We start from the raw sequence: 26,168 nt of genomic DNA on the forward strand, positions 1-26,168 counted from the left end.
CTCATCCGGCATGTTCCAGGAGGACGCGGACCTCCCCGGCCTCCGGAACGCCGAGCTCCTCGTACAGGCCGAGAGCCACCCGCCCGTGCTCGCAAGCCTGCTCCGCCCGCCCGAGCGCGAGGTGGGCGCGGGCCAGCCCGTCGTGAGCACGCGCCTGCTCCGGGCGGTTGCGCGTCAGGTCGGCGAGCGCGAGCGCGGCCGTGTGCTCCCCGACCGCCCGGGCCGGGTCGCCCGCCGCCTCGGCCAGGCCGTTGAGCGCGGACGCCTCGTCGGTGGCGTTGCCGAGCTTGCGGTAGAGGGCCGCGGCCTGCTCGTGGCGGGCGCGTGCGTGGGCGAGCTCGCCTTGGTGCCGGAGGACGACGCCGAGGTGGTTGAGGATCATCGCCTCTCCGGCCGGGTTGCCGACCTTGCGGTGCAGCGCCAGTGCCAGGTCGAGATGGCGCCGGGCCTCCTCAGGACGGCCGGCCCGGTCGAGGACGAGGGCGAGGATGCCGAGCACGTTGGCCTCGCCCCAGGTGTCTGCGCCGATCCGGGTGAGGTCGAGTGCCTGCTCCAGGTACTGCTCCGCCTGCTCGTCCTGGCGCCGGCGCAGGTGCACGTTGCCCAGGGTGAGCAGTGCCCGAGCACGTTCGTAGGCCTCCTCGCACGCGTCGAGGGCCTGGTGGGCGTGCTCCTCCGCGCGCTCGTACTCGCCGAGCCGCCAGTAGGTCCACGCCAGGTCGGTGAGCGCCCGCTCCTCGAACTCGCGGTGCCCGAACTTGCGGCTGCGCTGGAGCGCCAGGGTGTGCAGCGTGAGCGCGTCGTCGTGGTGCGCCTGCCGGTCGAGGAAGGGGCGCATGGTCAGGGCCAGCATGCCGACGCAGATCTCGGGTCCGTGGACGGCGGTCGCGATGATGTTGGAGCGTTCGGCGTCGAGCCAGGCGATCGCCTCCGCGGCGTCGCGGATGGGCGCGATCGGGGCGGCCGGCTGGGGGATGCCCTCCCGCTGGCTGACGGTGTACGGATAGAGCCGGTCCATCGCCGCCCGAGCGCGGTGCAGGTAGTAGGTGAGCAGTTGCAGGACCGCGCCGTCGTCCTCGGCGATGGAGCGCGCGTGCTCGCGGAGCAGGTCGTGGAAGGTGTAGCGGCCCGGTTCGAACTGCAGGAGCATGTGGGCGTCGAGGAGGCCTTCCAGGAGCTCCTCCGCCTCGTCCTCCGGGATCCCCGCCAGCGCGGCCGCGCCGCAGGCGTCGATGTCGCGCCCGGGCGCCAGCCCGAGCAGGCGGAACATGCGCTGCTCGGCCTCGTCGAGCTGCTCATACGACAGGGCGAAGGCCGCCGACACCCCGTCGAGGAGGCGGCGGTGGTCCCGCAGCCGGCCCGCCAGGTAGGACACGGTCCAGCGCGGGCGGTGCTGGAGGCGGGCGGCCGAGATCCGGATGGCGAGCGGGAGGTGCCCGCACAGCTGCAGCACCTCGCGTACGGCGTCCGGCTCGCGGCGCGCGCGTTCGCCCACGATCCGCTCGAACAGCTCGGCGGCGTCCGCCTCGTCCAGCACGTCGACCGAGAGCGCCTGGGCGCCGTCCAGGTCGACCAGCCGCCGCCGGCTGGTGATCAGGACGAGGGTGTCGGAGAGTCCCGGCAGCAGGGGGCGTACGTGCTCGGCGTCGAGGACGTTGTCCAGCACGGCGAGCGCGCGGCGATCGGCCAGCTCGGCACGCCAGAGGGCGCTCCGCTCGACCAGCGTGACCGGGATGCGGTCGGCGGGCACCCCGAGCTGGCGCAGGAGCGCCTCCAGCGCGGCGGCGGCGTCGAGCGGCTCCCGGCCTGCGGTGTGGGCCTGCAGGTCGATGAAGAGCTGCCCGTCGGGATAGTGGGCGGCCAGCCGATGGGCCACGTGTACGGCGAGCGTGGTCTTGCCGATCCCGGCCATGCCGTCGATCGTGACGACCGCCGACCCGTGCTGCTCGCCCACGAGCCGCTCCAGCTCGGCGGTACGTCCGGAGAAATCGGGAATGTCGTACGGCAGGAAGGTGGATCGACGCGGCGGGCCCGAAACCACCGGCGCCGCGTCAGCCAGGCGCAACGCCGGATCGTCCGCCAGGACCGCCCGTTCCAGCTCGGTGAAGGCGTGCCCGGGATCCAGCCCCTGCTCGTCCGCGAGGGCCGTACGGTAGGAACGCGCCGCGGCCAGGGCGTCGGCCTGCCGCCCCGCGCGGTGCAGGGCCAGGACGAGGTGGCCGTTGAGCTTCTCGCGGAGCGGGTTGGCGGTCACCTGGGCGGCGAGCTCGTCGAGCAGCTCGCCGTGCCGCCCGGCGGCGAGCTCGCCCTCCACCAGGCGCTCGTATGCCGACAGCCGCCGGTCGTTCCAGAGCTCCCGGACGCCGGTGACGTAATGCGCGTGCACGTCCTCCAGCGCCTCGCCGCCCCACAGATCCAGGGCCTTGCGCAGCTCGCCCGCGGCTGCCAGCTCGGTGAACTCCTGCGTGTCGACCTGCCCGGCCTCCGGCTGCGCGACATAGCCGCCGGCACGCGTCTCGAGAAGTTGTACGGCTCCCGCCCCGCGCAGCACCTTGCGGATCGCGGTGATCGAGGCGTGGATCTGGGACCGGGCGGTGTCGGGCTGGTCGTAGCCCCACATCGCGTCGATCAGCCGCTCGATGCTGATCACCCGGCCGGCGTTGAGCAGGAGGTAGGCCAGCACGGCCCGGTGACGTGGGGCGATGCCCGTCAGCGGCGCGCCGTCGACGATCATCTGGACGGGGCCGAGAAGAGTGAAGCGCAGCATTCGTCCCCCATCACCTACGCATCGTGCACGCATCGCGAATGTATCAACGCGGGCCGACACTCTGATCTCACACGAACCGAGACGGAGGAGAACACGATGGAAGCCCGGATGAAGAACCCCGCCACACTCATCCCCGCCGCGCTCCAGCCCATCCAGCAGGTGATGAAGGCCGCTCAGTCGCAGGGTCTCCCCCAGGAGCTCATGGAGATGATCCACCTGCGGGTCAGCCAGATCAACCGCTGCAGCTTCTGCGTCGACGCCGGCCTGAAGAACCTGCGCAAGCTCGGCGAGAGCGACGAGCGCATCGGCCTGATCGCCGCCTGGCGCGAGGCCCCGTACTACACCGACGCCGAGCGCGCCGCGCTGGAGCTGGCCGAGGCCTCGACCCGGCTGGCCGACCGCGACGACGCCGTCTCCGACGAGGTCTGGGACAACGCCGCCGACCACTTCGACGAGCAGCAGCTGGCCTCGATCCTGCTGATGACCGCCGTCACCAACCTCTTCAACCGCCTGAACGCCCCGATCCGACAGATCGCCGGCACCTGGTAACCCCCGGCCCCCCCACGTACAGAAGTCGCCAGCACCTGGCAGCCCTCTATCCCCCACGTACAGAAACCGCCGACACCTGGCAACCCCCTACCCCCCACGTACAGAAACCGCCGACACCTGGCAACCCCCTACCCCCCACGTACAGAAACCGCCGGCGCCTGGTAACCCCGGCCCCACGTACAGAAGGAGAAACCGACATGTCCGCCGTCCGCTCCCACCGCTACTCCGTCCCCGAGGCCGACCTGGAGGAGTTCCTGGCCCGCCGGAGGTCGCTGATCGCGACTGTCCGGAAGGGGCACCCCGGGCTCACCCGCACCGTGCTGATCCAGCTCGACGACAGTACGTACACCGACACCTGGCACTGGGAGAGCGCCGAGCAACTGGGCGCCGCGCTCGCCGCCCTGCCCACCTTCCCGGAGGCGCCGCTGACCATGGCCCTCACCAAGGACGCCACCGCCCTGAACGGCCGGGTCGTCGACGAGCACTGAGACACGCACCCACATACCCAACTCGGCCACCACCCCACCCCCCACAACCAACCCGCCCATACCGTGACACACCGCGCAACAAGCGAGCGGCCGGGCCGTCGACGAACACTCAGAAGCGCACCCACATACCCAACTCGGCCACCACCCCACCCCACCCCCAACAACCAACCACCCATACCGTGACGCACTGCGCAGCAAGCGGGCGGCCGAGCTGCTGCTCGGCGACCCGCTGGCCAACATCAGCACGGGGCATGATCCTCGTGGCCATGCCCGTGCTGACCCTGCACATCCACAGGGGACCTGCCCCCGGCGATTGCCGTCAGGATGGTGGAGGCGGCCCCGTTCATCCTGTCCACGGTCCTGTCACTCGGCATCGGCCCGGGCCTGCTCGTCTCCGGCCCCCTCACCCTGCCACTGATGCCAACCGCAGCCGCAAGCACCCTGACGCGCCGCCAGACCACCGTCGAGGCCAGCCAGAGCTGACCGACACGGACCCGAACCTGCTCCTCTCCGCCCTCCCCACCCTGCTACCGATGCCAACCGCAACCGTAAGCACCCTGACGCACGACTCGGCATCGTGAACGGCAGACGGCGCTGTTGGAGGTGATCGGAGAGGTCCGAGCGCGCCATCGCCGGGCGATGACCGCGCTCGCCCGGGGCCGCCCGCGCGCGGAGACCGTCTACGCTAACCCGGCTTGACGAGGCCGGCTTCGTAGGCGGCGATGACGAGTTGGGCACGGTCTCGGGCCTGCAGTTTGGCCAGCAGGCGGCCGATGTGCGTCTTCACGGTCCCGGGACTCAGCTGGAGCTGGGCGCTGAGCTCGGCGTTGGACAGTCCGTGGGCGATGAGCGTGAGCACCTCGCGCTCCCGATCCGTCAGGTTGTCGAGCCCGTGGAAGACCCGCTGGGCCGGCGGCCGCCGTACGAACTCCGCGATCAATCGCGTGGTGACGCTCGGCGCGAGCAGCGTCTCACCCGACGCGACCACCCGGATCGCCCTCAGGAGATCGTCGGGAGGCGCGTCCTTGAGCAGGAACCCACTGGCACCCGCGCGCAGCGCCGCATAGACGTACTCGTCGAGGTCAAACGTGGTCAGGATGAGGACCCGGGTATCCCCGGCGATCTGCTTGGTCGCGGCGATGCCGTCCATCTCCGGCATCCTGACGTCCATGAGCACCACATCGGGTGACTCCGTCCGCGCGAGCGCCACCGCCTGGTGTCCGTCCGCCGCCTCCCCGACCACGGAGAGATCGTCCTCCGAGTCGATCAGCAAACGGAAGCTGCCACGCAGCAGCGCCTGATCGTCGGCGACGAGCACTCGAATCAAGAGATCCCCCACAACACGCCCACCACAAGCAGGCTCGACGCTAGGTCCGCGGACACTCTGTCCAGGTCTGCCGCTCCGCCTCCCATCTTGCGCCACTCAACACCACGGATGCCGGCGGGGCCGCGATCTTGACATCACACGCTCCCGCATCCATCCACCCCTGTCGCACGGGACAGCCGACCTCGAACGGCATCGCCGGTCAGCCGACAATCCCCAGATTTCCAGGAGAGACGGAGTCGTATGCCAAAGATCTCCCGCGACCGACCAGCCACAGGACCGCGTCGGCCACGACGCCCAACCCACCACAACGCCCCACCAACCACAGCGCCCCGCCAACCACGGGGCCGCACCGGGTTCGAGGTCCCACCGACTACAGCGTCCTACCGGGTTCGAGGTCCCATCCACCACAGCGTCCCACCGCCTCACGGGATCGCACCGACTACAGCGCCCCACCAACCGCAATTCCCATCAACCGCAGCGCCCCACCCACCACGGCATCGCACGGCTGCGGAGTCGTGGCGGGCGCGCCGAGGTCTCGGACGGGCCGCGCAGCGTGAGTCAGGTAGGTCAGGGGACCTCCCATGATGCGTGCACGCCGAACCCACCCCCCGGCAGAGGTCCCGCCTCAAAGGCGCCGCCGTACATCATGGCCCGTTCCCGCATCCCCGCAAGACCGTGCCCACCCGCCTTCCCCGACAGCACTCGCTGCCCCGGCCCGTCGTCGACCACGGAGATCTTCAACAACCCGTCGACGACCGACACGCTGACCCGGCAACTGGCGGGAGCGGCGTGCCTGACGACGTTGGTGATCGCCTCCTGAACGATGCGATAGACGGACAGCCCCATGCTGTCGGGCACGGCTCCGCTCACCGAGAGGTCAACCTGCACACCGGCCTCCGCCGCGCGTTGTGCCAGGGACGACAGGTCCGCGAGGCCGGGGAGCGGCGTACTCTCGGGTGCGCTGCCGGAGGAACGCAGCGTGCCGAGTAACTGGCGCATCTCCACGAGCGAACCGCGCCCGATCTCCTCGATGGCCCGCAACGCCGCGCGCCCTTCCTCCGGGTGCTTGTCCAGGACCTTGGCCGCCACCCCCGCCTTGACGGTGATCATGCTCAGCGAATGGGCGACGACGTCGTGCAGCTCGCGGGCGATCCGCAGGCGCTCGTCGACCACCGCCTTCTCGGCCTGCATCTCGGACTCGCGCGCGGCGGACAGCCGGCGGGTGCGCGCCGCCGTACCGAGACTCCAGCTCGCTCCCACGACCAGCCAGGCCGCCCCGACGATGAAGACGGGATCCGGCCAGCCGTTCACCCGCGGTGCGCCCATCACCGAGGCCAGCAGAGCGCCTCCGGTGACGAGCAGGCCCAGCACGAGGGCGATCGCCGATCGCCGCACCGGTTGGGCAGCAGACAGCGGGTAAATGGTCAAAGCCACCACCCCGACCATCATCAGCCGGTTCACCTGTAACGTGAGCAGAAGGAGGCCCGCCAGGAGCGCACCGTAGTATGCGGGCACCGGCCAGATCCGCCGCACCGCCACGGGCACCACGAGCAGCCAGCAGATCAGCACCGACGCGGTGCTCACCTCCAGGCCCTCCGGATTCGTCGTGGACCCCAGTGCGAGCAGCACTGCGACGACGGCGTCGGCCAGGATGAGCAGCCTGTGCGCAGGCCGCAGGGCGAGCAGGTTCACATCTCGACGCTATCGAGGAACGATCGCGAGCGAATCGGAGCACGAGCCGTCAGACCAGGGTCGTACTTCGCTCTCTTACGCCCGCACCGTATGACCCTGGTCCGAGCGGCAAGACCGGATCTGGCTCCGATGTGCGAAGCCACCGCCGTGCAGGATCGTTGCCGCATGGATCGACGCACACTCATCGCCCTGTGCCTCACTGCCTGCCTCGTCGTCTCGCTCGGCGGCATCGCGCTGGCGTCGGCGCAAGCGTACCGCCTCACCTGGAAAGAATGTGGTGACGGCTTGCGATGCGCCGAGCTGGTCGTTCCCGTGGACTGGGCCGATCCGGGCGGTCCCAAGACCTCGGTGCACGTGGCCAGACTGCCCGCGACGGGCAAGAGCATGGGGCCGCTGATCGTCAACTTCGGCGGCCCGGCCACCAGCACGGCGATGCTGAGGCCGAGAAACGATCCTGACATCCCGCCGGAGCTGCCGACCCTGCTCAAGGAGCTGCGGAGCCGGTTCGACGTCATCGCGGTGGATCCGCGCGGGATGTCCGAGCCCGGGAGCGGCAAGAGAGTGAGCTGCGAGGAGCCCTCGGCCTCCGTCTTCGGATTGATCCTGGCGCGGACGAAGCAGGACTGGGACGCTCACGCCGCCAAAAACGCGGCACATCAGGCGAGCTGCCGCAAGACGGCCAAATCGGCGTGGTACGGAATGACGGCATGGAACGTGGCGCACGACATCGACGCGCTGCGCACCGCACTCGGCCTGGAGAAGCTCCGCTACGCGGGCAACTCTTACGGCACCGTCTACGCCCAGGCCTATCTGGAGCTGTTCCCGCAGCGGGTGGAGCGGATGTATTTCGACGGGACCGCCGATCACACCCAGCAGGAGTTCGAGCCCTGGTTGCGCAACTACGCACGCACCCAGGAGCGACATCTCACCCGCTTCCGTGACTGGTGCGCCCGCCGTACGGACTGCGCCCTGCACGGCAGGGATGCGGGCAAGGCATGGGACGAACTCGTCGCAAGGGTGCGCCGCGCGCCACTGCCGGCGTCGCCCGGCAGGACGGTGCACGAGGGGCAGCTGTACGCAGGCGCGGTCAAAGGCATGGCCCCGGCGTACTGGCCGCGGTTCGCGACTGCCATCCGCAAGGCCCTCGACGGCGACGCCGCCCACTTTCTCACCGAGCTCGCGCCGGATCAGGGCAGCTCGTCAGTGAGCCAGGACTCCCTGTGCAACGACTTCATGCCGAAGATGCCGACGTACGAGGAGTTCCAGGGCATCGAGGCCAGGCTTCGCCAGATCGCGCCGAGGTTCGGCTGGATCGAGGGACGCTTCGAACTCGGGCGGTGCTGGGGGCGCAGCGGGGGCGCTTCCTGGGCGCCGCACCCGTTACGCGTGGAAAACGTCCCACTGATCCTCTTCGCGATCGGGGAGCTCGACAACAACACCAACTACCTCGGGCAGCAGCACGTGGCGGAGCAGGTTCCGTCCGCCCAGGTCCTGTGGCACGGCGACGGCCACGCGGCGTGGGCCGCCAGCACCTGCCTGCGGCGGCACGTCCTCGCCTACCTGTCAACGGGAGCGCTGCCCGCGCGGGGCACGCGCTGCCCGGCCGAGCTGATTCACCGGGTGGGGAAATGATCGAGGTCATAGATCTGACAAAGGTGTACGGTTCCACGCGGGCGATCTCGGGGCTGACGTTCGACGTCAAGCCCGGACAGGTCACGGGCTTTCTCGGGCACAACGGAGCCGGCAAGTCCACCACCATGCGAGTGATCCTCGGCCTTCACGTCCCCACCTCGGGCAAGGCGTTGATCAACGGCGTCCGCAAGCGCGACCTGCATGACCCCATGCGCGAGGTCGGTGCGATGCTCGACGCCACAGAGGTGCAGGGCGGGCGCAGCGCGTTCGATCACCTCCAAGCGCTGGCGCATGCCGGCGGGATCGCGCGCCGCAGGGTCGTACAGGTTCTCGAGGAGGTCGGCCTGGCCGGTGCGGCACGCAAGCGGATCGCCGGGTTCTCCCAGGGGATGCGCCAGCGTCTCGGCATCGCGGCGGCGCTGCTCGGCGACCCTGGAGTGCTCATCCTTGACGAGCCGGTCAACGGCCTCGACCCTGACGGCATCCGCTGGCTCAGAGCGCTGCTGAGATCCCTGGCGGCCGAGGGGCGGACCGTCCTCCTGTCGAGCCATCTGATGACCGAGATGTCCCTCACCGCCGACCGGCTCATCATCATCGGCCACGGCCAGCTGATCGAGGACACCTCGATGGCGGAGCTACTGGCCCGCTTCCAAGGCGACGTATCGGTCCGATCGCCCCATGCGGCCCGCTTGACCGGGGCACTCGAAGCGGCGGGAGCAACCGTACGCCGCGCCCAGACGTCCGACGCGAGCGCGCCTTCGGCATCTCTCTCCTGGGCTGAAGGAGAGCTGCTGGTGACCGGCTTGTCCGCAGCCGCCATAGGCGATGTCGCCCTGGCGAACGGCTGCGCCATCCACGAATTGGCGCCCCGCCAGGCGTCGCTGGAAGAGGCCTTCATGGAGATAACCCAATGATCAACGTCGTCGCATCGGAATGGCTCAAGCTGCGCTCGCTCCGATCCACCTACTACGTCCTGGCCTCCACGCTCTCGGCCCTGGTGCTCACCGGCTTCGCCGCCCTCTCGATCTCGCGCCATTTCGACACCAAGGGTCCTGGCGGCGAGCCCGTCGGCACGGGGCTCACCTTCAGCGCCGACATTCCCCCCGTGCTCTTCGGCATGCTGGGCGCGCTCGCCATCTCCGGCGAGTACAGCACCGGCATGATCAGGCTGACGTTGACCACGATCCGACGCCCATGGGTTCTCCTCCTGGCCAAGGCCACCGTGGTGGCCGCCGTGGCGGCGATCGCAGGTCAGGTGCTGGCGTTCACCACATACCTCACCGCACAGTCAGTGGTGGGCGAACGCCCGATCGGCGCCTCATTCTCCGAACCGACCGCCCTGCCCGAGGTGCTGTCGACAGGCGCCGGCTCCGCCGTCGCCGCGGTGATGGGGTTGTGCCTGGCCACGATTCTGCGCTCGACACCGGGAGCACTCATCGCACTGGTGGCCCTCCTGACGACCCCGCCTGTGATCGAACGCTTTCTCCCCGCCCCATGGAACGACTGGACGGGCTCCCTGACGATCCCATCACTGACGAGACAGTTAGCCGGCGTCCCCGACTCCGGCGCCTTCGGCTCCTCCTCAGCCACCGCCGTCCTCGCCGGTTATGTCACGATCTTCCTCGTCACAGCAGCCCTGGCAATCACCCGCCGCGACGCCTGACCCAGCTGGCCAACACGGATGACGTCCGACAAGGGCACGGCGGCCGCAACCTCGGGCACTTCAGCCCCTTTCACCTCAGCCCACTGCGCCCTACTTGCCTCAGCCGCCTCCGCTCCTTACACCTCGACCACCTCGGTCTCTTGGTTTCCGCCTCCGTCCATTCACCCAGCCGCCTACGCCGCTTGCACCTCGGCTGCCTCCGCCCCTTCGGCTCGACCGCCTCGGCGCCTTCCTTTCACCGCCTCCGGCCCATCGCCTCCACCGCCTCGGTCTCTTGCTTTCCGCCTCCGCCCATTCACCCCAGCCGCCTACGCCGCTTTAACCTCGGCGACCTCAACCCCTTCGGCTCGACCGTCTCGGCGCCTTCGTTTTGGGAGCCTCTGCCCCCTTCCTAAGCCGCCTCGGCGCCTTCCTTTCACCGCCTCCGGCCCATCGCCTCCACCGCCTCGGTCTCTTGCTTTCCGCCTCCGCCCATTCACCCCAGCCGCCTACGCCGCTTTAACCTCGGCGACCTCAACCCCTTCGGCTCGACCGTCTCGGCGCCTTCGTTTTGGGAGCCTCTGCCCCCTTCCTAAGTCGCCTCGGCGCTTTCGCATTCGGCGCCTTGGCCTCTTTCTCTTCAGGCTCGCGCTGCCCCAGTCCCACAAGCCAATGAATGCGCGTCGGTGAAGCCTGACGGCCTGTCGGTACGGCGGCGAAGGGGCGGGTCGTCGAATTCGCCGGAACAGCCGACGGCGCCAGCCGCTGAGTAAGAGAGCGTCGTTCAGTGGGGTGTCAGCGATATTTGTTGAGGGCTGTGGCGACGAGTTTGGCGGTGCGGTCGGCGGTGCCGAATCCGGAGCGTCGGGCTCTGACGGTGATGGACACCGCGACGTTCGACAGCCGGAAGGAGATCTTGGTCTCGTAGAGCCGCCACGGCCAGCCGGGCACCTGCCGGGTGTAGCTGAACGCCTCGTCGCCGACCTTCGGTCCCGTGCGAATCTTGGTCTTCTCGTCGCGCTTCGGCTCGTCCTTCATGTACTCGACCATCTGATCATGGGTCAAGTTGGCCGCGGAGGCGCTCGGCAAGCGGTACGCCATGATGTTCAGGGTGGAAGTGTCCGTACTGGCCCAGGAGCAGGCGGCGTCGGTCAGGAACTGGCGCTTCATCGGACCGCCGAACAGCGAGCGCGTCTGGGCGCTGGTCAGCAGATCGCATGCCTCGAAGTCGCGGGAGATGATCGGGGTGGCCTCCGGCGACAGGCTGAACATTGGCCGCGGCGAATAGGTATAGCTGACGCGGGGCGCGAGCAGGACGCCGAGTACGCGGATGGTGTTCGGGAACAGGTACGGCACGACCACCACCCCTGCCGCCACGATCAGCACCACCGCGAGCAGGGCTCCGACGACGACCTGGACGCGGCGGCGTCGAGGTTTGCCGCCCGGTACGGTCCGAGTCCGTGGTGAGGTCGGGACGTTCGTGGTCTCGCCCCGTGAGAGGGCCCTCAGCCAACCGACCACCTCGTCCGGGGAGCAGCGGCGGGCCGGGTCCTTCTCCAAGATCGCGGCCAGTATGGGTGCCAGTGGGCCGGCCAGCCGGAAGGGGGCCGGCTCCTGCATCAGTACGGCGGCCAGGACCGCGGCCTCGTTCGGGCGGGGGAACGGCGGGCCGCCCTCCACGGCCGTGAAGAGCGTGGCGCCGAGCGACCACAGGTCGGCGAGCGGGCCGTCGGCCTCGCCGCGCAGGCGCTCCGGGGCGATGTAGCCGGGCGAGCCGGTCAGCATCCCCGTCTGCGTGAGCCCGCTGTCCCCGGCGATCGTCGCGATGCCGAAGTCGGTGAGCAGTACCCGCCCGTCGTCGGTGAGCAGGACGTTGGCTGGTTTGACGTCCCGGTGCAGGATGCCGGACGCGTGCGCGGCGGCGAGGGCGTCGAGCATCTGTATGCCGATCTCGGCGACGCGCTGCGGCGGCAGCGGGCCGTCGTCGCGTACGACCCGGTCGAGGGAGCGGCCGCGGACCAACTCCATGATGATCCACGGCCGACCGTCGTCGAGGACCACGTCGTGCACGGTGACGATGGACGGGTGGGAGCGCAGCGTCGCCGCGGCGCGCGCTTCCCGGAGTGTGCGTTCGGCCAGTTCGGCCCGCGACGCCTCGTCGAGGTCCGACGGGAGCCGGACTTCTTTGATGGCCACTTCCTGCCGGAGGAGTTCGTCCATCGCCCGCCAGACGGTGCCCATGCCACCCTGGCCGAGCTGCGAAAGCAGCCGATAACGGCCCGCGAGCAGCGTCACCGTGCCATTACCGACGTCTCGGACTCCGCGACCATTCGTCGCCTCCTGTCGATATTCGGCTCAGCACGGGCACATCAGATAGTAAGCGAACGGATCGCGAGCGTCAGGGAATGTCGATCAAAGGTCAATGACGCCTTTGAATGTCTGGCCCCAGCCGATCTTGACCTTCCGTGCCGAGACCCGGCTCTAGTTGGTCGCCGACGACGCCGGTATCTCGGTGCTTGTGGGTGCTTGCGGGTGCTTCCGGTGCCCATGGTGCTTCGGGTAGGTGACGAGCAGCGGGATCGCCTCGATGCGCTGGTCCCGCGCCAGCGTCTCGACGTCGAACAGTTCCTCGATGCTCATGGTGCTCTCGGCGTTCCCGGTGCTACAGCCTTCGCGGTGATCGCGGTGCTGCAGTGATCGCGGTGCTGCAGTGATCGCGGTGCTGCGGCTTCACATTCGAGGATCCCGGCGTCATTCCACCCCCTTGAGCTTGCCGGTGTCCGTGATGGCCGCAGTCTTCTCCGATGTGCTGGGCCGTCCGTTCGCTGGGTCCGCGTGCCCTATGACGGCGTCGTCGGTTCTGACCTCGGCCTGACGCCCCCTCCGCGCCTGGCCGAATGAGGGCGGCTGCTGGGCCGACGTCCCCGCGCTGCGGCGGCTCGGCCCTGGTCCGCCCACCTTTCAGCATGTTTACCAGTGGTGGGCGCCGTGGAGCTGGCCGCGGACCGCGCCGTCGGGGAACTCGGAGGTGTGCAGGTTGGCGTACCAGTTCTTCGGGTTCTTCTTGATTCCGTTAAGGACGCTGGTGTCCTTGACGCGGACGGAGCCGGAGCTCGTGTTGCCGTGGGTGGCGCCGTTGCTCAGCAGGTCGATGACGACGGGGCCGTTCTTGCCGGCCTTGCCCCGGTGGATGTGGAAGGCGGTGGGCTTGGCGACCTTCTTCCACTGGACGAAGTAGTAGAGGCGGTTGCCCTTGATGCGGAACTTCGCGACCGCCAGGCCGTTCCGGTCGTTGACCTTCTTGCCGGCCTCCGGCACCTCGTTCTTGCCGAGAAGGACCGAGGTGAAGTAGTACGTCTTGCCCGCGCTGGCCACCTTGGCGCTGGTGAACGTGGTGGGGGCGGCGTTGGCCGGTGCCGAGGTGACGGCCAGGGCCGCAGTGGAGGCCATCGCCGCGATGGCCGCACCCGCCACCGCACGCCGCCACTGGATACGCCCGTTGCCGATCTGCTGAGAAGTGCTCATGGGGACTTGCCTCCGGGTGGTCTTACGGATCTCTTCGGACACGGCAGGACGTTAGTGAGGCGGCATCCGACGTTCTGTGGACAAATCCGCATAAGGCGTGGGGGTGATCAGTGTCACAAAGTCTGAGGCGGGCAGACCAAAAACCCGGCGCCGATTTCGTGCAGGGCTCAGGCGGGGCTGGCAAGCGAAGGTGGGTGAATGAGGGGCGGGAGAAGGCCGGGGACGGGCGGGCCAAGGCCGAAGGCAGGCAGGCAAAGGCCCACGCCAGGCGGGCCAAGGCCAGCGACGGGCGGGGCAAGGCCGAGGGCAGGCGGCCAAGGCCGGCGACAGGCGAGTGAAGGCTCACGATCGCGAGTGATGGCTGGCGAGGGCAACGAAGGCCGATGAGGGATAGGCGAAGCCCGGCGTCGGGTGGAGCCAAGGCCAGGGACTGGCGGGCCAAGGCCCAGGAACGGGCAGGCGGAGGTCCGCGACGGGCGAGTGAAGGTCGAGGACACGCGGGTTAAGGCCGGCGAACGAACGGGCTAAGGCCAGCGGCACGTGGGCTAAGACCGGGGACGGGCGGGCGAAGCCCACGACGGGGTGAAGGCAAGCGACTGGCGACCCAAGGTCGGCGAGGGGCGAGTGAAGGCTGGCGACGGGTGTAAAGGCCGGGAAGGGTAGGCGGAGGTCGGCGCCGGGCGGGCGAAAGCCAGCAACGGATGTGCGAAGGCCAGAGGCAGGCAGGCGTGGGCCTACGAAGGGCGAGTGGGCTCGCGGCGTTGGAGGCAAGGCCGGGGACGGGTAAGCCGAGCCGGTGAGGCGGGGAAGGGGTGGCGGTATTCGGCTCAGCATGGGTGAGGTGTGGAGTGGTGGGTTTCGGGTGGGGTCGGGTGCCGGGGGTGTGGGTTACTGGGCGACGTCGAGTTCTGCGCGCATGCCTGCGGCGTAATGCCCCGGGAAGTTGCAGATCAGCTCGTACCGTCCAGGTTGCAGTGTCAGCGTCGTCCAGCCCTTGGACCCGGGTGCGATGCCTCCGCCCTCGCCCGCGCCGCAGTTGTGGGACGCCTCGCCGAGGGAGCCCGTTTCGGTCACGCGGCTGTCGGCTCCGACCGGCCGCTTTCCGATGGTCTGGCCGGCCGCGAGCGGGAGTACGGCCACCTCGTGGGCCAGGGTGCCGGTGTTGGAGGCGCGGAGCGACACGGTGCCCGCTGTGACCTTGGCAGGCTTTACGGTCAGGCGCATGGGCGCCGCCCCGGCCGTGTCGGTCAGGTCGACGTCCACCAGCTTGCCCGGCAGCGGTGGAGGGGTGCACTCTTGCGTGGGCTGCGACTCGGCCGCCTGCCCTGTGGTCGTTGGTGTGCCGGTGAACTGCTGTCCTGTGGCCGTTGGTGTGCCGGTGAACAGCGTGGCTGTCATCGCGACCGCCGCGGTGCCTGCGAACCAGACGTCGTGAGGACTCATCGGGCTCACCCCCCGAGTGCGCGTGTGCTCACCCGTCTCCCGCGTCGTGGTCGCGCTCGACCGGCGAGCGTCCCCTCTTCCAGACTACGCGTGGCACACCTGCCACGGCTGCCGTGAGCTCGTCGGTTGCCGCAGCTCACGAACCGGAGCGTCCCGGATGCGACGGTGTACGAGCCGCCGACCCTGATCTCCATCACCGCCACACGCCACACTCGCCCACGGGCAGCACGAATCCGTCACACGCCGCAACTCACAACCGAAGAACCCCGGGCGCGACGGCGCACGAGCCGCTGAGCCTGATCTTCACCGCCCCGCGCACCACCCCCCATGGTGGGCGTGAGCTCGTCAGGCGCCGCAGCTCACCAACCGGAGTGGCCTAAGTACGACGGTGTACGACCCGCCGAGCCTTCTCCATCGCCACGGGCGCCACGGGCGCCACGTTGGTGCAACCGTCACGCGCCGCAGCTCACAAACCGAAGAGCCCCGGGTGCGACGGTGTACGAGTCGCGGGTCGTGATCTTCTTTGTGGTGGTGTCGACTTCGAGGATGCGGACACGGGTGGGTTTGCCGTCGTCCTGGTGTGAGAGGTGGACGGTGATCTTGGCGGGGGCGGTCCATGCGATCGCGTCGGGTGACCACTTTCCGGTGTGGAGCCGCATGGGGATGCTCGTGAGGACCTTTTCGGACGCGAGGTCGTAGACCTTGAAGGCCACTCCGCCGCCCTCATAGCCCACGGTCGCCACCTTCCTGCCGTCCGCCGTCAGGCCGTAGGGGATGAACGACTCCTTCACCGGCGGCCTGGCGTGGATCGTCTGCCTGCCTTGGACGGCGAAGACGAAGAGGTCGGTCAGTTCGTACTCGCCGCTCTTCTCCCTCTCCCGGGTGGCCAGGACCTCGTCGCCGTCCGGGCTGAATCCGGACAAGGTCACGTTCCAGGGGATCGATCCGAGTTTGGTGCCAGTGGCGACGTCGTATATGTCGGTGGGCCGCTTGTCCTTAATGTCGTACTCGTCGACGTAGTCGACCGCCAGGCGTGTACCGTCCTGGGACAGCATCGTCTGCACGTCCCCCATGCCGTAGCCGCGCGCCGGCACCTCGTCCGCGATGGCGTGTACGTCGCCGCCGAGCTCGCGTACGACCAGGCGCCCGTCGCCCTTCCTGAAGTAGGCCACCCGGCGGCCGTCGTCGCTGACCGAGAGCGGCGCGAGATCGTTGTTCAAGGTCTTGCCCTTGGCGTTCAAGGGCTTGACGCGAGCGTCCCGGAGCCGCGTTCGGCTGCCGTCGCGCCGGAACAGGATCCAGTCTCCGCACGGCTTCGCGGGAGCGCCGCATCCCCGTATCCAGGCGTACCTGACCGCGTCCGCGTCACCGTGCGCCGGATGTGCCAGGGCGGGGAGAGGGGTGCAGGTGATCATCGCGAGAGCCGCCGCTGACATTGCCGTAACCCTCATCGGTGCCCCTTGTCCGAGTGAGTGTCGGTCCGGTCATGGAGAGGCCGGAACCGTCTGCCTGATCAGACAGCGTCCGGAAGGGGTGGGTTGAACACGGTTTCATTACGGGGCGTCGGTTGTTGAAAGTTTCAGGGAACCGTGACCGTCGTCGCAGATGGGCGAGACGCGCGGCTTGTGATGTTTGAGGTCCTGCGGCTGCGATGCCTACGGTGCTGGGGTCCGCACACGGTGATCCCGTCAAGGAGTCCGTCATGCGCGCCCGTGTCGTACCTGCCCTGATTCTGGCCCTGATCGCCCTCATCGTCAGCGCTCCCGAGGCACGCGCGCAGGTGGTCGGGGGCTTCGACTTCTCCAGGGCGGAGGTCTCGGTCACGGGCCTGCAGGTGCCGTGGGGTCTGGCGTTCCTGCCGGACGGCAGCGCGCTGGTCTCCGAGCGGAACACCGGGCGGATCCTCCAGGTACGGCCCGGCCAGACGCCCACCCAGGTCGCCACCGTCAGCGGGGTGAGCGCTTCCGGTGAGAGCGGCCTGCTCGGCATCGCGGCCAGAGACGGCTGGGTGTACGCGTACTTCACCAGCACCGCCGGGGACAACCGCCTGGTCAGGTTCCAGTTGAGCGCCCCTCAGACGCAGACGGTGATCTTCTCCGGTGTCCCCAGCGCCACCATCCACGACGGCGGCCGCCTCGCCTTCGGCCCGGACGGCATGCTCTACCTGGGCACCGGCGACGCCGGCAACACCAGCAACGCCCAGAACCTCAACACCCCCGCCGGCAAGATCCTGCGCATGACGCCCACCGGCGGGGTGCCTTCGGACAATCCGTTCGCGGGATCCCGCGTCTGGAGCTACGGCCACCGCAACGTGCAGGGCCTGGCCTGGGACTCCCAAGGCAGGATGTACGCCAGCGAATTCGGCCAGAACACCTGGGACGAGATCAACCAGATCGTCGCGGGCGGCAACTACGGCTGGCCCACCTGCGAAGGCAACTGCGGCAACTCCTCCTTCCGCAACCCCATCGTCACCTGGACGACCGCCGAGGCGTCGCCGAGCGGGCTCGCGTACGCCAACAACACGCTCTTCGCCGCGGCGCTGCGCGGCCAGCGCCTCTGGACGGTGCCACTGACCGGCAGCGGCACGCCGGGCACGCCGCTGGCCGAGCTCCAGTCCACGTACGGACGCCTCCGCGCGGTCGCGCTCGGACCCGACGGCTGGCTCTGGGTGACGACCAGCAACCGGGACGGCCGCGGCACACCGGTGGCCCAGGACGACCGCATCATCCGCATCCCGCCGGCCACGAGCGGAACCGACACCGCCGCGCCGACCGCCCCCGGCAACCTGGCCGCCTCCGCGACCACCTCCACCGGCACCACGCTGGCGTGGACCGCCTCGACCGACAACGTCGGCGTGACCGGCTATGACGTCCTGCGCGCGCCGGGCTCGTCCGGCGGCACCTTCACGCAGGTGGGCACCGCGGGGACCACCTCGTTCACCGACACCGGGCTGACCGCCGCCACCACCTACCGGTACCAGGTACGCGCCCGCGACGCGGCAGGGAACCTGTCGCCGGTGTCCAACACGGTCACCGTCACCACCGGTCCGGGCGGCACCACCGGCGGGTGCACGGCCACGCCGACCACCCAGACCCAGTGGAGCACCGGCTACGTGATCCAGCCGGTCACGGTCGCCAACACCGGCACCTCCACGGCCAACGGCTGGACGGTGACGTTCACGCTGCCCAGCGGGCATGCCGTCACCGGCTCCTGGAACGCCACGCTGACCGTCAGCGGCCAGACCGTCACGGCCAGGAACGCCGGTCACAACGGCACGCTCGCGCCCGGCCAGAGCACCACGTTCGGCTTCCAGGCCAGCCGCCCCAACGGCGACACCCAGACCCCCTCCGGCTACCGGTGCACCAGTCCCTGACCTGGCCGCTCGGGCTGGAGCTTCCGGCATCGGCCAGGACGAGACGGCGTCGCGCGGCTGAGCCGGCCACGAAGTCCAGCGGGGACGCGTCATCGGCGCTCCCATTGACCAAAGATGTAAAGCCATACATCGATCGATGTACGGCTCATTTCGCCCGGCGGGACGACGGCGACGAGCCACCGCGCCACCAGGCTTGATGGTGTGACCAGACGTATCGACGCGCTTGACGTGTTACGCGGCGTGGCCATCATGGGCACGCTCGGCACGAACATCTGGATCTTCACCGCGCCGGGCGGGTCCGCCGAGTTCCTTCAGTTCGGCGGCGGCGCCGGTGTGGTGGAGACGTTCCTGCGGTTCCTGGCCAACGGCAAGTTCCTCGGGCTGCTGACCCTGCTCTTCGGCGTCGGCCTGGAGCTGCAGTACCGCAGCGCGGTCCGGCGCGGGCTGACGTGGCCGGGCAGGTATCTCTGGCGCGCGACGCTGCTCTTCGTCGAGGGGGCGCTGCACTACGTCCTGGTCTTCGAGTTCGACGTGCTGATGGGGTACGCGATCACCTCCATGATCGTGGCGTACCTGGTGGGCAGGAGCCGCCGCGCGGTCACCGCCTGGATGGTCACCGCGGGAGCGGTGCACGTGGCCATGGTGGCCTTGGTCACGACGGCCCTGATGGCGGGGCCGGCCGGCGGCGGCACCCCGATCTACCCCCAGGACGGCTGGCTCGACCAGGTCGCCTTCCGGCTGCGGCATGTCGCCGTCTTCCGCGCGGAGCTGGTGTTCATCATCCCCATGGGCATCGTCCTGTTCCTGCTCGGCGCCCGCCTGCTGCGCGCGGGCGTCTTCGAAGAGCACGGGGCGGGCCTGCGGAGGAAGCTGATCGTCGTCGGCCTCGGCGTCGGCGTGCCGCTGAACCTGGCCACCTCCTTCGCGGGCCCGGCCTGGTTCGCCGTCGACCGCTATCTTCTGGCGCCGCTGGTCGCCCTGGGGCTGCTGGGGCTGATCACCTCGATCGTGCTCGGCATGCGTGGCGCGCCGGGCGTGCTCAGGAAGGGGATCACGGACGTCGGGCGTACGGCGCTGTCCTGTTATGTCTTCCAGAACCTGGCGGCCAGTGTCCTGTGTTACGGCTGGGGTCTGGGGCTGGCGGATCGGTTCGACGGGCTGCGGCCCTGGTGGGTGCCGGTGGCGTGGGGCGGGATCTGCGTGCTGTTCATGGTGCTGTCGTCGCTGTGGCTGCGCCGGTTCAGCCGCGGGCCGCTGGAGCTGGCCTGGCAATGGGCCTACCAGGCACCGGCCCTGGCGCGACGCCCATGACGACCAGCGGCAAGGCACGGGTGACGGGGCTGAGGCGGCTGGCGGCCGAAGGCGGGCAGGTGGGTGGTGGCAGGAGCGGCATGGGGCGGCTGGCTGCAGCGGGGCGGATGTAGCGGGGTGGGGAGCCCGTACGCTGGGTCGCGGGTCCGGGACAGGGAGGTGAGCGGGGGATGCGCTACCGGCGAGCGGTGGAGAGGCTGCGGCAGCTCGCCCAGGCCTGCGAGCAGACCCGCCGCGTGCCGGCCGACGAGCCCTTCCTGCGCGCGGCACACGTCTTCGGCGACCTGCTCGCGGGCAACGACCCGATCGATCACCTCGAGATCGTCCTGGTGCTGAACCTCCCGCCGGAGGACGTGACCTGGGGCTCGCACCCGCCCGGCACCGCGTGGCTGGTCGATTTCCTCCGGCTGGATCAGGGCGGGGTCGCGTACTGGTGGCGCTCCCATCTGGATCCGGTGGAGAACCATCGCATCCACGACCCGGTGCGGTTCTGGTCGCTGGACGGACCCGAGCAGGACGTGCTCGACGCGCTGGCCGAGCGCCGCTTCGACCGGCTGCGGGAGGTGACTCCCCGTCCTCAGGAGGAGCCCGCCCAGGTCGCCGGGGAGTTGCAGGCGGCGCTGGACCATCTGCGCGCCGTACGCGACTCGTACTGGGACCGGCAGTGGCGCCGGCGGCACCGCAGCCTGGGACGCTACCCCGAGCACCACTTGTGGGAGGCCGTTCAGGGCTACCTGGATCTGCTGGATGCGCACGAGGAAATTCGGTTGCCGCCGGAATCCGGGGAGAACTAAGGTCACGATCACCATCTCGTGACGGAGGAGTTGCTTTATGCGTGTCGATGAGCTGACCGTCCCTGTGAATCAGCCATCACACGTAAGGACTCACGATCTTGGATCTGCCACGTAGCTTCGCCGTCCGGGAGAGCAGCCACCGGATCCTCAACCCGTTCACCCCTGAGAAGCTGGCCACGGTCGGCGCGGCGATCGGGCTTCGGCCCGGGGACACCGTGCTCGATCTGTGCTGCGGCAAGGGTGAGATGTTGAGCACCTGGTCCCGCGATCACGGGATCACCGGCACCGGTGTCGACATCAGCACCTTCTTCCTCGCCGCCGCCCGCGAGCGCGCCGCCGAACTCGGCGTCGGCGAGCGGGTGACGTTCACGCACGGGGACGCCTCCACGTACGTCGCCGGCGAGCCGGTCGACGTCGCGGCGTGCGTCGGCGCGACATGGATCGGCGGCGGGACCGCCGGCGCGGTCGCGCTGCTGGAGCGCAGCCTGCGGCCGGGCGGCACGATGCTGATCGGCGAGGTGTTCTGGCGCGCCGAGCCGCCCAGCCAGGAGGCCGTCGAGGCGTGCCACGCGTCCTCGCGCGACGACTTCGGGACGCTGCCCGACCTCTTCGAGGTGTTCGACGGGCTCGGGTACGACGTCGTCGAGATGGTGCTCGCCGACGAGGACAGCTGGGACCGGTACTACGCCGCCCAGTGGCGCAACCTGCGTACCTGGCTGGACGCCAACCCCGACGACGAGCTCGCGCCCGAACTGCGCGCCGAGCTGTCGCACGCGCCGATGCGATACGTCCGCTTCCAGCGGCATTTGCTCGGCTGGGGCGTGTTCGCCCTCATGAAGCGCCGATGAAAGCGCTGATGAAGCGCTGAGCTTCGCATACTTCGGCCCGGTCTCGAACACGAGACCGGGCCGAAGCCCTTTCAGCGGTCAGGTTTGAAAGGGGACGCGCGGAGAAACTTGACGGAGGGATCACCTCGCGGGCTATCGTTGCTTATATGAATAGCTCTTCAAGTGAGCGCGTCGTCCTGTCCGCGGACGGCTGCGCGGTCCGGGTGGTCGACCCCGACCGGGTCGCCGCCGTGTGCGAGCGGATGCCGGCGGCCGACGATCTGGCCGACACCGCCGACATCTTCGGCCTGCTGTCCGATCCCAACCGGCTGCGGCTGCTGGTGGCGCTGCTGGACGGAGAGCTGTGCGTGTGCGACCTGGCGGCGGTGACCGGCCAGAGCGAGTCCGCGGTCTCCCACGCGCTTCGGCTGCTGCGCGCCCACCGCATCGTCGTCGCCCGGCGCGCCGGGCGGATGGCGTACTACCGGCTGGACGATCCCCACGTACGCATGCTGCTCGACCTGGCGCTCGCCCACACCGAGCACACCGAGGCCATCCACCCCGAACGGGAAGGGGCCGACTGATGGGCGCCGGGCACGGACACGGGCACGCGGGTGCGCGGCACCGGTGGCGGCTGACGGTCTCCTTCGTCCTGATCGGCTCGTACTTCGTGGTCGAGCTGGTCTACGGCCTGATCTCCGGCTCGCTGGCGCTGATGTCGGACGCCGGGCACATGGCCGCCGACGTCGTCACCCTGGGCGCCGCCCTGGTGGCCACGCGCATCGCCACCCGGCCGGACGCCACGGGAAGGCGCAGCTACGGCTCCTACCGGGCCGAGGTGTTCGCGTCCCTGCTGGCCGTGATCATGATGCTCGGCGTCGCGCTGTACGTGGTCGCCGAGGCCATCGGGCGGATCGGCGGACCCGCGGAGGTCTCCTCCGGCCCGATGCTCGTCGTCGGCGGCATCGGCCTGGTCGTCAACCTCGCCGCCCTGTTGCTGCTGCGTGCCGGGGCCACCGAGAGCCTCAACGTCAAGGGCGCCTACCTGGAGGTCGTGGCCGACACGGCCGGATCCGTCGGCGTCATCGTGGCCGGCTGGCTGATCACGGCCACCGGCCAGACGTTCTGGGACACCGTCGTCGCCCTCGCCATCGGCGTCTTCGTCGCCGTGCGAGCGGTCTCCCTCGGCCGTCAGGTCTTCGCGGTGCTGGGGCAGCACGTGCCCGAAGGCATGGACGCGGCCGCGGTGGCGGCCGACCTGGCGGCGCTCGAAGGCGTACGCGACGTGCACGACCTGCACCTGTGGACCCTCACCTCCGGCATGAACGTCGCCACCGCCCACCTGGTCACCGTCGACCCGAAGAACCACCACGCCATCCTGGACCAGGCCCGCGACCTGCTGCTCCGCCGCCACGGCGTGGCCCACGCGACCCTGCAGGTCGAGCCCGCCGACCACACCGGCTGCGACGAGCTCGGCTGGTGACCGCCCGTCCCTGAGGGGCTCCTCAGGGACGTTTCAGGGAACTCCCCGACGCCCGGACAGGGCCCGGTGAACCACACTTGGGCGTTATGGGCATGAAGAGAGCGGGCATGATCGCAGGGCTGCTGGGGGTCGCGGCGGTGTTAACCGGGTGCGGCCTCGGCGGCCCCCTCGATGAGGACACCAAGTCCTACGACGTCACCGACAAGGTGGCCGGCCTCCGGATCGGCTCCGACTCCGGCACCGTCGAGGTGGTGGAGTCGGACCGCCAGGGCATCCACGTGACCGAGCATCTCGTCTGGCGCAAGAACAAGCCGGAGACCAGCCACGAGGTGCAGGGCGACACGCTCGCCCTGACGTTCAAGTGCCCCCGCACCTGGGGGCTGGGCAGCGGGGCCACGTCCTGCGACGTGAACTACAAGGTGGAGGTCCCCAAGGGGCTCCACATCAAGATCAACTCCGACTCCGGGGACATGACGCTGAAGGGCCTGTCCGGCGAGGTGGACGTCCACAGCGACTCCGGGGTGATCGAGGCCAGCGGGCTGTCGGGCAAGCGGGTCATCACGGAGACCGACTCGGGGGACGTCCAGCTCGCCTTCACCGCGCAGCCTGACAAGGTCGTGAGCTCCTCCGACTCGGGCGCGATCCGCGTCCGCGTGCCGCAGGGGCCGTACAACGTGATCGCCAAGACCGACTCTGGCGCCAAGGACATCACGGCGGCCACCGATGCCTCGGCGCCGCGTACGATCGAGCTCTCCAGCGACTCCGGCGACCTGGAGGTCGTCACCCCCTGAGGCCACAGGACCGGCCGAAAGTACTGTCGCGAACCCTGCTTTCGACCGAAGCGGCACCGGCATGAGGCCCGCAGGATGAGGCGTCATGCCACCCGAAACTCCCGATTCCCGAAGAAGGGCGCGGATCGGCGCGCTCGACGTCGTACGCGGCTTCGCGCTCTGCGGGATCCTCCTGGCCAACGTCCAGCCGATCGCCCACGTCGGCGACGCCCTCGTCGCCGTCCAGAACACGGTGCAGACCCCTGGCACGAAGTGGATGGGGCTGCTGGTCGAGCAGCGGTTCTTCCCGATCTTCTCGCTGCTGTTCGGCATCGGCTTCTCGCTGCTCCTGGAGTCGGCGGCGGGGCGCACCTCCAGCCCGCGGCTGCTCCTGCTGCGCCGGCTCCTGGTGCTGCTCGCGATCGGCCTGGTGCACATGTTCGCGCTCTGGCGGGGCGACATCCTGACGATCTACGCCGTCGTCGGCCTGGTGGTGTGCGGCCTGCTGGTCCTGCTCAGGACGCCGCTCCGGCCGGTCCTGCAGGCCCTCTTCGCCCCGCTGGGCCGGATGGCGCTGACCAACTACCTGTCCGCCACGGTCCTCGTCCTGGCGATCTCCCGGTTCGTGGCCGGCCCGCCGGAGACCTGGCCGGTGACGACGGTGCTGCTGATCGCCGGGGCGATCCTCGCGGGCCAGTGGCTGGTCTCCACCGTCTGGCTGCGCCGCTTCCGGTACGGCCCCATGGAGTGGCTCTGGCGCTGGGCCACCTGGCTGCGCCGCCCGGCGATGCAGCGGATCGGGGACGGTGCGCGTTCCTAAGGCATGAACGGTGAGACAATCGCTCGCGCGTCCGCGCCGCCAGGACCCGAGGCGGTGCTGGCGAGTCTGTATCGCGAGCACTGGCTCGCCCTGGTGCGCCTGGCCCTCCTGCTCGTCGGCGACCGGGAGAGCGCCGAGGACGTCGTACAGGACGTCTTCTCCAGGTTGCACGGCAAATGCCCCGAGAAGCTCACCCTGGCGTACGTCCGCGTCTGCGTGCTGAACGCCTCCCGCTCGGTCCTGCGCAGGCGCGGCGTGGCCGCCCGGGCGCCGCTGGGCGGGCCGGGCGAGCCGGTGGACTCCGCGGAGACGGCCGCGCTGCTGGGAGAGTCGCGCCAGGAGATGCTCGACGCGCTGGCCCGGCTGCCCAGGCGACAGCGCGAGGTCCTCGTCCTGCGTTACTACCTCGATCTTTCCGACGCCGAGATCGCGAAGGCGACGCGCGTCAGGCAGAGCACCGTGCGGTCCACCGCCTCCAGGGCCCTGGACCGGCTCCAGCGCGAACTGGGAGGCAAGGCATGACCGGCATCGAAGAACGCCTCAGGGACGCGCTGGCCGCCAAGGCCGACACCGTGCGCGACGACGGGCGGCCCCGCCACCTGCCCGCGCCGCGCGAGCGGTCGTCCGCCGCGAGGTGGTGGGCGCCGCTGGCGGTGGCGGCCACGATCCTGATCGTGGTGGCGGCCACCGTCGTGGTCACCCGTACGGTCACGTCACCCGCTCCGGCCGTCCGGCCGACGCCCGACACCACGGCGCCCCCCGCCGAGCAGGTGTGGCCGGGCACCGTGCACGAGGTCCCGGCCAAGGGGCCGGGCGGCGGGGGGTTCCTGCCGGACGTGTTCGTCAGCGACCGGATCGTGGTGGGACGGGGCTTCCCCAAGAACCGGCCCGGCGAGATCTGGTCGTACGACCTGGACAAGCGGACGTTCGCCAGGATCGCGCGGTTCAAGAAGGAGGACGTGGGGAACCATCCGGTGGTCTTCGGCGACGGCCACCTGGCGTGGTCGTCGTTCCGCGGCCGCCTGAAGGAGGTCTGGACGGTTCCGGTCACGGGCGGCGTGCCCCGCCGGATCGCCTCGGACCGCGCCACGGTCACCCGCGACAACATGACCTTGGGGATCGGCCGCCTGGCCGTCGCGGACGGCACGGTCGTGTGGTCGCCCGACGAGGGCGGCGTCTACCGGGCCCCGCTGAAGGGCGGCAAGGCGACCTTGATCGACGGAACGAAGGGTTACAGCCTGGTCGAATGGCCCTGGGCCGGGTCACCGCGCAACGACAGCCTGGTGGGCGACCCCAGCCCTCGGCCCGTGGAGCACCTGAAGAACGTGCTCACCGGCGAACGCAGGGACGTGGTCCCGCCCGCCGGGCGAGCGTCGTGGACCGACTGCGGGGTGACGTGGTGCTTCAACGGTTCCGAGGCATGGCGGCGCGACGGCACGGGCCTGCGGAAGCTGCCGGGGAGCGCCCACGGGGAGCTCTGTTCGGGCCGCTTCTTCCGGCTCCTCCAGGCGACCTCCGTCGAAAAACAGGCGATCGGCATGCACGACCTCGCCACGGGACGCACCGGCCTGCTGTTCCAGCTCTCGACGAGCGTGAGCGACGAGCCTGCCCCCACCCTTCACCTGCAGGATGGCATCGCCTGGTTCCAGAGGGAGCGGGGCACCCTGGTCCTCGTCAATCTGGCCGCCATCGGCCGATGAGTTTCGCCGGCGACAGGAGTCATAT

Annotated in this window: 25 protein-coding genes; 17 read left to right on the forward strand and 8 right to left on the reverse strand. The window is 69.8% G+C overall.

Annotation, left to right across the window (positions count from 1 at the left end; translation table 11 throughout):
- Nucleotide 1 precedes the first annotated feature (1 nt).
- On the reverse strand, nt 2-2,767 hold the full coding sequence (locus ACIBI9_RS40945) for a BTAD domain-containing putative transcriptional regulator (RefSeq protein WP_397230693.1): 2,766 nt from the start codon (nt 2,765-2,767) through the stop codon (nt 2-4).
- Between the two features lie 96 nt (nt 2,768-2,863).
- On the opposite strand from ACIBI9_RS40945, the gene ACIBI9_RS40950 reads away from it, so the two are divergent.
- From ACIBI9_RS40950 to ACIBI9_RS40960, 3 genes are all read left to right on the forward strand, one after another.
- Nucleotides 2,864-3,316 (forward strand): carboxymuconolactone decarboxylase family protein, encoded by a 453-nt coding sequence (locus ACIBI9_RS40950; protein ID WP_397230695.1) that lies wholly within the window; start codon nt 2,864-2,866, stop codon nt 3,314-3,316.
- A 197-nt stretch (nt 3,317-3,513) separates the two neighbouring features.
- On the forward strand, nt 3,514-3,804 hold the full coding sequence (locus ACIBI9_RS40955; RefSeq protein WP_397230697.1) for a hypothetical protein: 291 nt from the start codon (nt 3,514-3,516) through the stop codon (nt 3,802-3,804).
- Nucleotides 3,805-4,128: 324 nt separating this feature from the next.
- Nucleotides 4,129-4,287: a hypothetical protein gene (locus tag ACIBI9_RS40960; RefSeq protein ID WP_397230699.1), complete on the forward strand. Its 159-nt coding sequence runs from the start codon at nt 4,129-4,131 to the stop codon at nt 4,285-4,287.
- Between the two features lie 202 nt (nt 4,288-4,489).
- On the opposite strand, the gene ACIBI9_RS40965 is transcribed toward ACIBI9_RS40960, so the two are convergent.
- Nucleotides 4,490-5,131 carry a response regulator gene (locus ACIBI9_RS40965; protein WP_397230701.1) on the reverse strand — a complete coding sequence of 214 codons (642 nt, stop codon included), beginning with the start codon at nt 5,129-5,131 and terminating at the stop codon, nt 4,490-4,492.
- A gap of 567 nt (nt 5,132-5,698) precedes the next feature.
- Nucleotides 5,699-6,823: a sensor histidine kinase gene (locus ACIBI9_RS40970; protein WP_397230703.1), complete on the reverse strand. Its 1,125-nt coding sequence runs from the start codon at nt 6,821-6,823 to the stop codon at nt 5,699-5,701.
- 165 nt (nt 6,824-6,988) lie between these two features.
- Between ACIBI9_RS40970 and ACIBI9_RS40975 the strand changes: the two genes are divergently transcribed.
- From ACIBI9_RS40975 to ACIBI9_RS40985, 3 genes are read left to right on the forward strand one after another with little or no spacing between them, the layout of a single operon-like run.
- On the forward strand, nt 6,989-8,455 hold the full coding sequence (locus ACIBI9_RS40975; RefSeq protein ID WP_397230705.1) for an alpha/beta fold hydrolase: 1,467 nt from the start codon (nt 6,989-6,991) through the stop codon (nt 8,453-8,455).
- Nucleotides 8,452-9,369 carry an ABC transporter ATP-binding protein gene (locus ACIBI9_RS40980; protein ID WP_397230707.1) on the forward strand — a complete coding sequence of 306 codons (918 nt, stop codon included), beginning with the start codon at nt 8,452-8,454 and terminating at the stop codon, nt 9,367-9,369. The genes ACIBI9_RS40975 and ACIBI9_RS40980 overlap by 4 nt, the downstream gene beginning before the upstream one ends.
- Nucleotides 9,366-10,118, forward strand: coding sequence for a hypothetical protein (locus ACIBI9_RS40985; protein WP_397230709.1), 753 nt, complete (start codon nt 9,366-9,368; stop codon nt 10,116-10,118). Before ACIBI9_RS40980 ends, ACIBI9_RS40985 begins: the two co-directional genes overlap by 4 nt.
- Before the next feature lie 774 nt (nt 10,119-10,892).
- Here ACIBI9_RS40985 and ACIBI9_RS40990 read toward each other — a convergent pair.
- The 3 genes from ACIBI9_RS40990 to ACIBI9_RS41000 all read right to left on the reverse strand — a co-directional run bounded on the left by ACIBI9_RS40990 (nt 10,893) and on the right by ACIBI9_RS41000 (nt 13,622).
- Nucleotides 10,893-12,392, reverse strand: a complete 1,500-nt coding sequence (locus tag ACIBI9_RS40990) for a serine/threonine-protein kinase (RefSeq protein ID WP_397230711.1) — start codon at nt 12,390-12,392, stop codon at nt 10,893-10,895.
- A gap of 186 nt (nt 12,393-12,578) precedes the next feature.
- Complete coding sequence (locus tag ACIBI9_RS40995) at nt 12,579-12,737, reverse strand: hypothetical protein (RefSeq protein ID WP_397230713.1); 159 nt, start codon at nt 12,735-12,737, stop codon at nt 12,579-12,581.
- Nucleotides 12,738-13,067: 330 nt separating this feature from the next.
- Nucleotides 13,068-13,622, reverse strand: a complete 555-nt coding sequence (locus ACIBI9_RS41000; RefSeq protein ID WP_397230715.1) for a CHRD domain-containing protein — start codon at nt 13,620-13,622, stop codon at nt 13,068-13,070.
- A gap of 194 nt (nt 13,623-13,816) precedes the next feature.
- Between ACIBI9_RS41000 and ACIBI9_RS41005 the strand changes: the two genes are divergently transcribed.
- Nucleotides 13,817-13,960 carry a hypothetical protein gene (locus ACIBI9_RS41005; protein ID WP_397230717.1) on the forward strand — a complete coding sequence of 48 codons (144 nt, stop codon included), beginning with the start codon at nt 13,817-13,819 and terminating at the stop codon, nt 13,958-13,960.
- A gap of 550 nt (nt 13,961-14,510) precedes the next feature.
- On the opposite strand, the gene ACIBI9_RS41010 is transcribed toward ACIBI9_RS41005, so the two are convergent.
- Both ACIBI9_RS41010 and ACIBI9_RS41015 read right to left on the reverse strand, forming a co-directional pair.
- Nucleotides 14,511-15,065 (reverse strand): plastocyanin/azurin family copper-binding protein, encoded by a 555-nt coding sequence (locus ACIBI9_RS41010; protein ID WP_397230719.1) that lies wholly within the window; start codon nt 15,063-15,065, stop codon nt 14,511-14,513.
- Nucleotides 15,066-15,517: 452 nt separating this feature from the next.
- Entirely contained in the window at nt 15,518-16,501 is a 984-nt protein-coding gene (locus ACIBI9_RS41015; protein ID WP_397230721.1) for a hypothetical protein, read from the reverse strand.
- Nucleotides 16,502-16,767: 266 nt separating this feature from the next.
- Here ACIBI9_RS41015 and ACIBI9_RS41020 point away from each other — a divergent pair, with 266 nt between their 5' ends.
- The 10 genes from ACIBI9_RS41020 (at nt 16,768) to ACIBI9_RS41065 (ending at nt 26,143) form a co-directional block, all read left to right on the forward strand.
- Nucleotides 16,768-18,438, forward strand: coding sequence for a PQQ-dependent sugar dehydrogenase (locus ACIBI9_RS41020; protein WP_397230723.1), 1,671 nt, complete (start codon nt 16,768-16,770; stop codon nt 18,436-18,438).
- A gap of 201 nt (nt 18,439-18,639) precedes the next feature.
- The gene (locus ACIBI9_RS41025; RefSeq protein WP_397230725.1) at nt 18,640-19,749 is read left to right on the forward strand and encodes a DUF418 domain-containing protein; all 1,110 of its coding nucleotides are present in this window, start codon (nt 18,640-18,642) and stop codon (nt 19,747-19,749) included.
- A gap of 170 nt (nt 19,750-19,919) precedes the next feature.
- The gene (locus ACIBI9_RS41030; RefSeq protein ID WP_397230727.1) at nt 19,920-20,543 is read left to right on the forward strand and encodes a hypothetical protein; all 624 of its coding nucleotides are present in this window, start codon (nt 19,920-19,922) and stop codon (nt 20,541-20,543) included.
- A 98-nt stretch (nt 20,544-20,641) separates the two neighbouring features.
- A complete protein-coding gene (locus ACIBI9_RS41035) occupies nt 20,642-21,391 on the forward strand; it encodes an SAM-dependent methyltransferase (protein WP_397230729.1) in 750 nt (249 codons plus the stop codon).
- A gap of 146 nt (nt 21,392-21,537) precedes the next feature.
- A complete protein-coding gene (locus ACIBI9_RS41040) occupies nt 21,538-21,954 on the forward strand; it encodes an ArsR/SmtB family transcription factor (RefSeq protein ID WP_394493680.1) in 417 nt (138 codons plus the stop codon).
- Entirely contained in the window at nt 21,954-22,853 is a 900-nt protein-coding gene (locus ACIBI9_RS41045; RefSeq protein ID WP_397230731.1) for a cation diffusion facilitator family transporter, read from the forward strand. Before ACIBI9_RS41040 ends, ACIBI9_RS41045 begins: the two co-directional genes overlap by 1 nt.
- 86 nt (nt 22,854-22,939) lie before the next feature.
- Nucleotides 22,940-23,644, forward strand: coding sequence for a DUF4097 family beta strand repeat-containing protein (locus tag ACIBI9_RS41050; RefSeq protein ID WP_397230734.1), 705 nt, complete (start codon nt 22,940-22,942; stop codon nt 23,642-23,644).
- An 85-nt stretch (nt 23,645-23,729) separates the two neighbouring features.
- Nucleotides 23,730-24,443 carry a DUF418 domain-containing protein gene (locus ACIBI9_RS41055; protein ID WP_397230736.1) on the forward strand — a complete coding sequence of 238 codons (714 nt, stop codon included), beginning with the start codon at nt 23,730-23,732 and terminating at the stop codon, nt 24,441-24,443.
- A gap of 3 nt (nt 24,444-24,446) precedes the next feature.
- A complete protein-coding gene (locus ACIBI9_RS41060; protein ID WP_397230738.1) occupies nt 24,447-24,965 on the forward strand; it encodes a sigma-70 family RNA polymerase sigma factor in 519 nt (172 codons plus the stop codon).
- A complete protein-coding gene (locus tag ACIBI9_RS41065; RefSeq protein ID WP_397230740.1) occupies nt 24,962-26,143 on the forward strand; it encodes a TolB family protein in 1,182 nt (393 codons plus the stop codon). Before ACIBI9_RS41060 ends, ACIBI9_RS41065 begins: the two co-directional genes overlap by 4 nt.
- The last annotated feature ends 25 nt before the right edge of the window (nt 26,144-26,168 follow it).

This window comes from Nonomuraea sp. NPDC050451, from assembly GCF_044458585.1.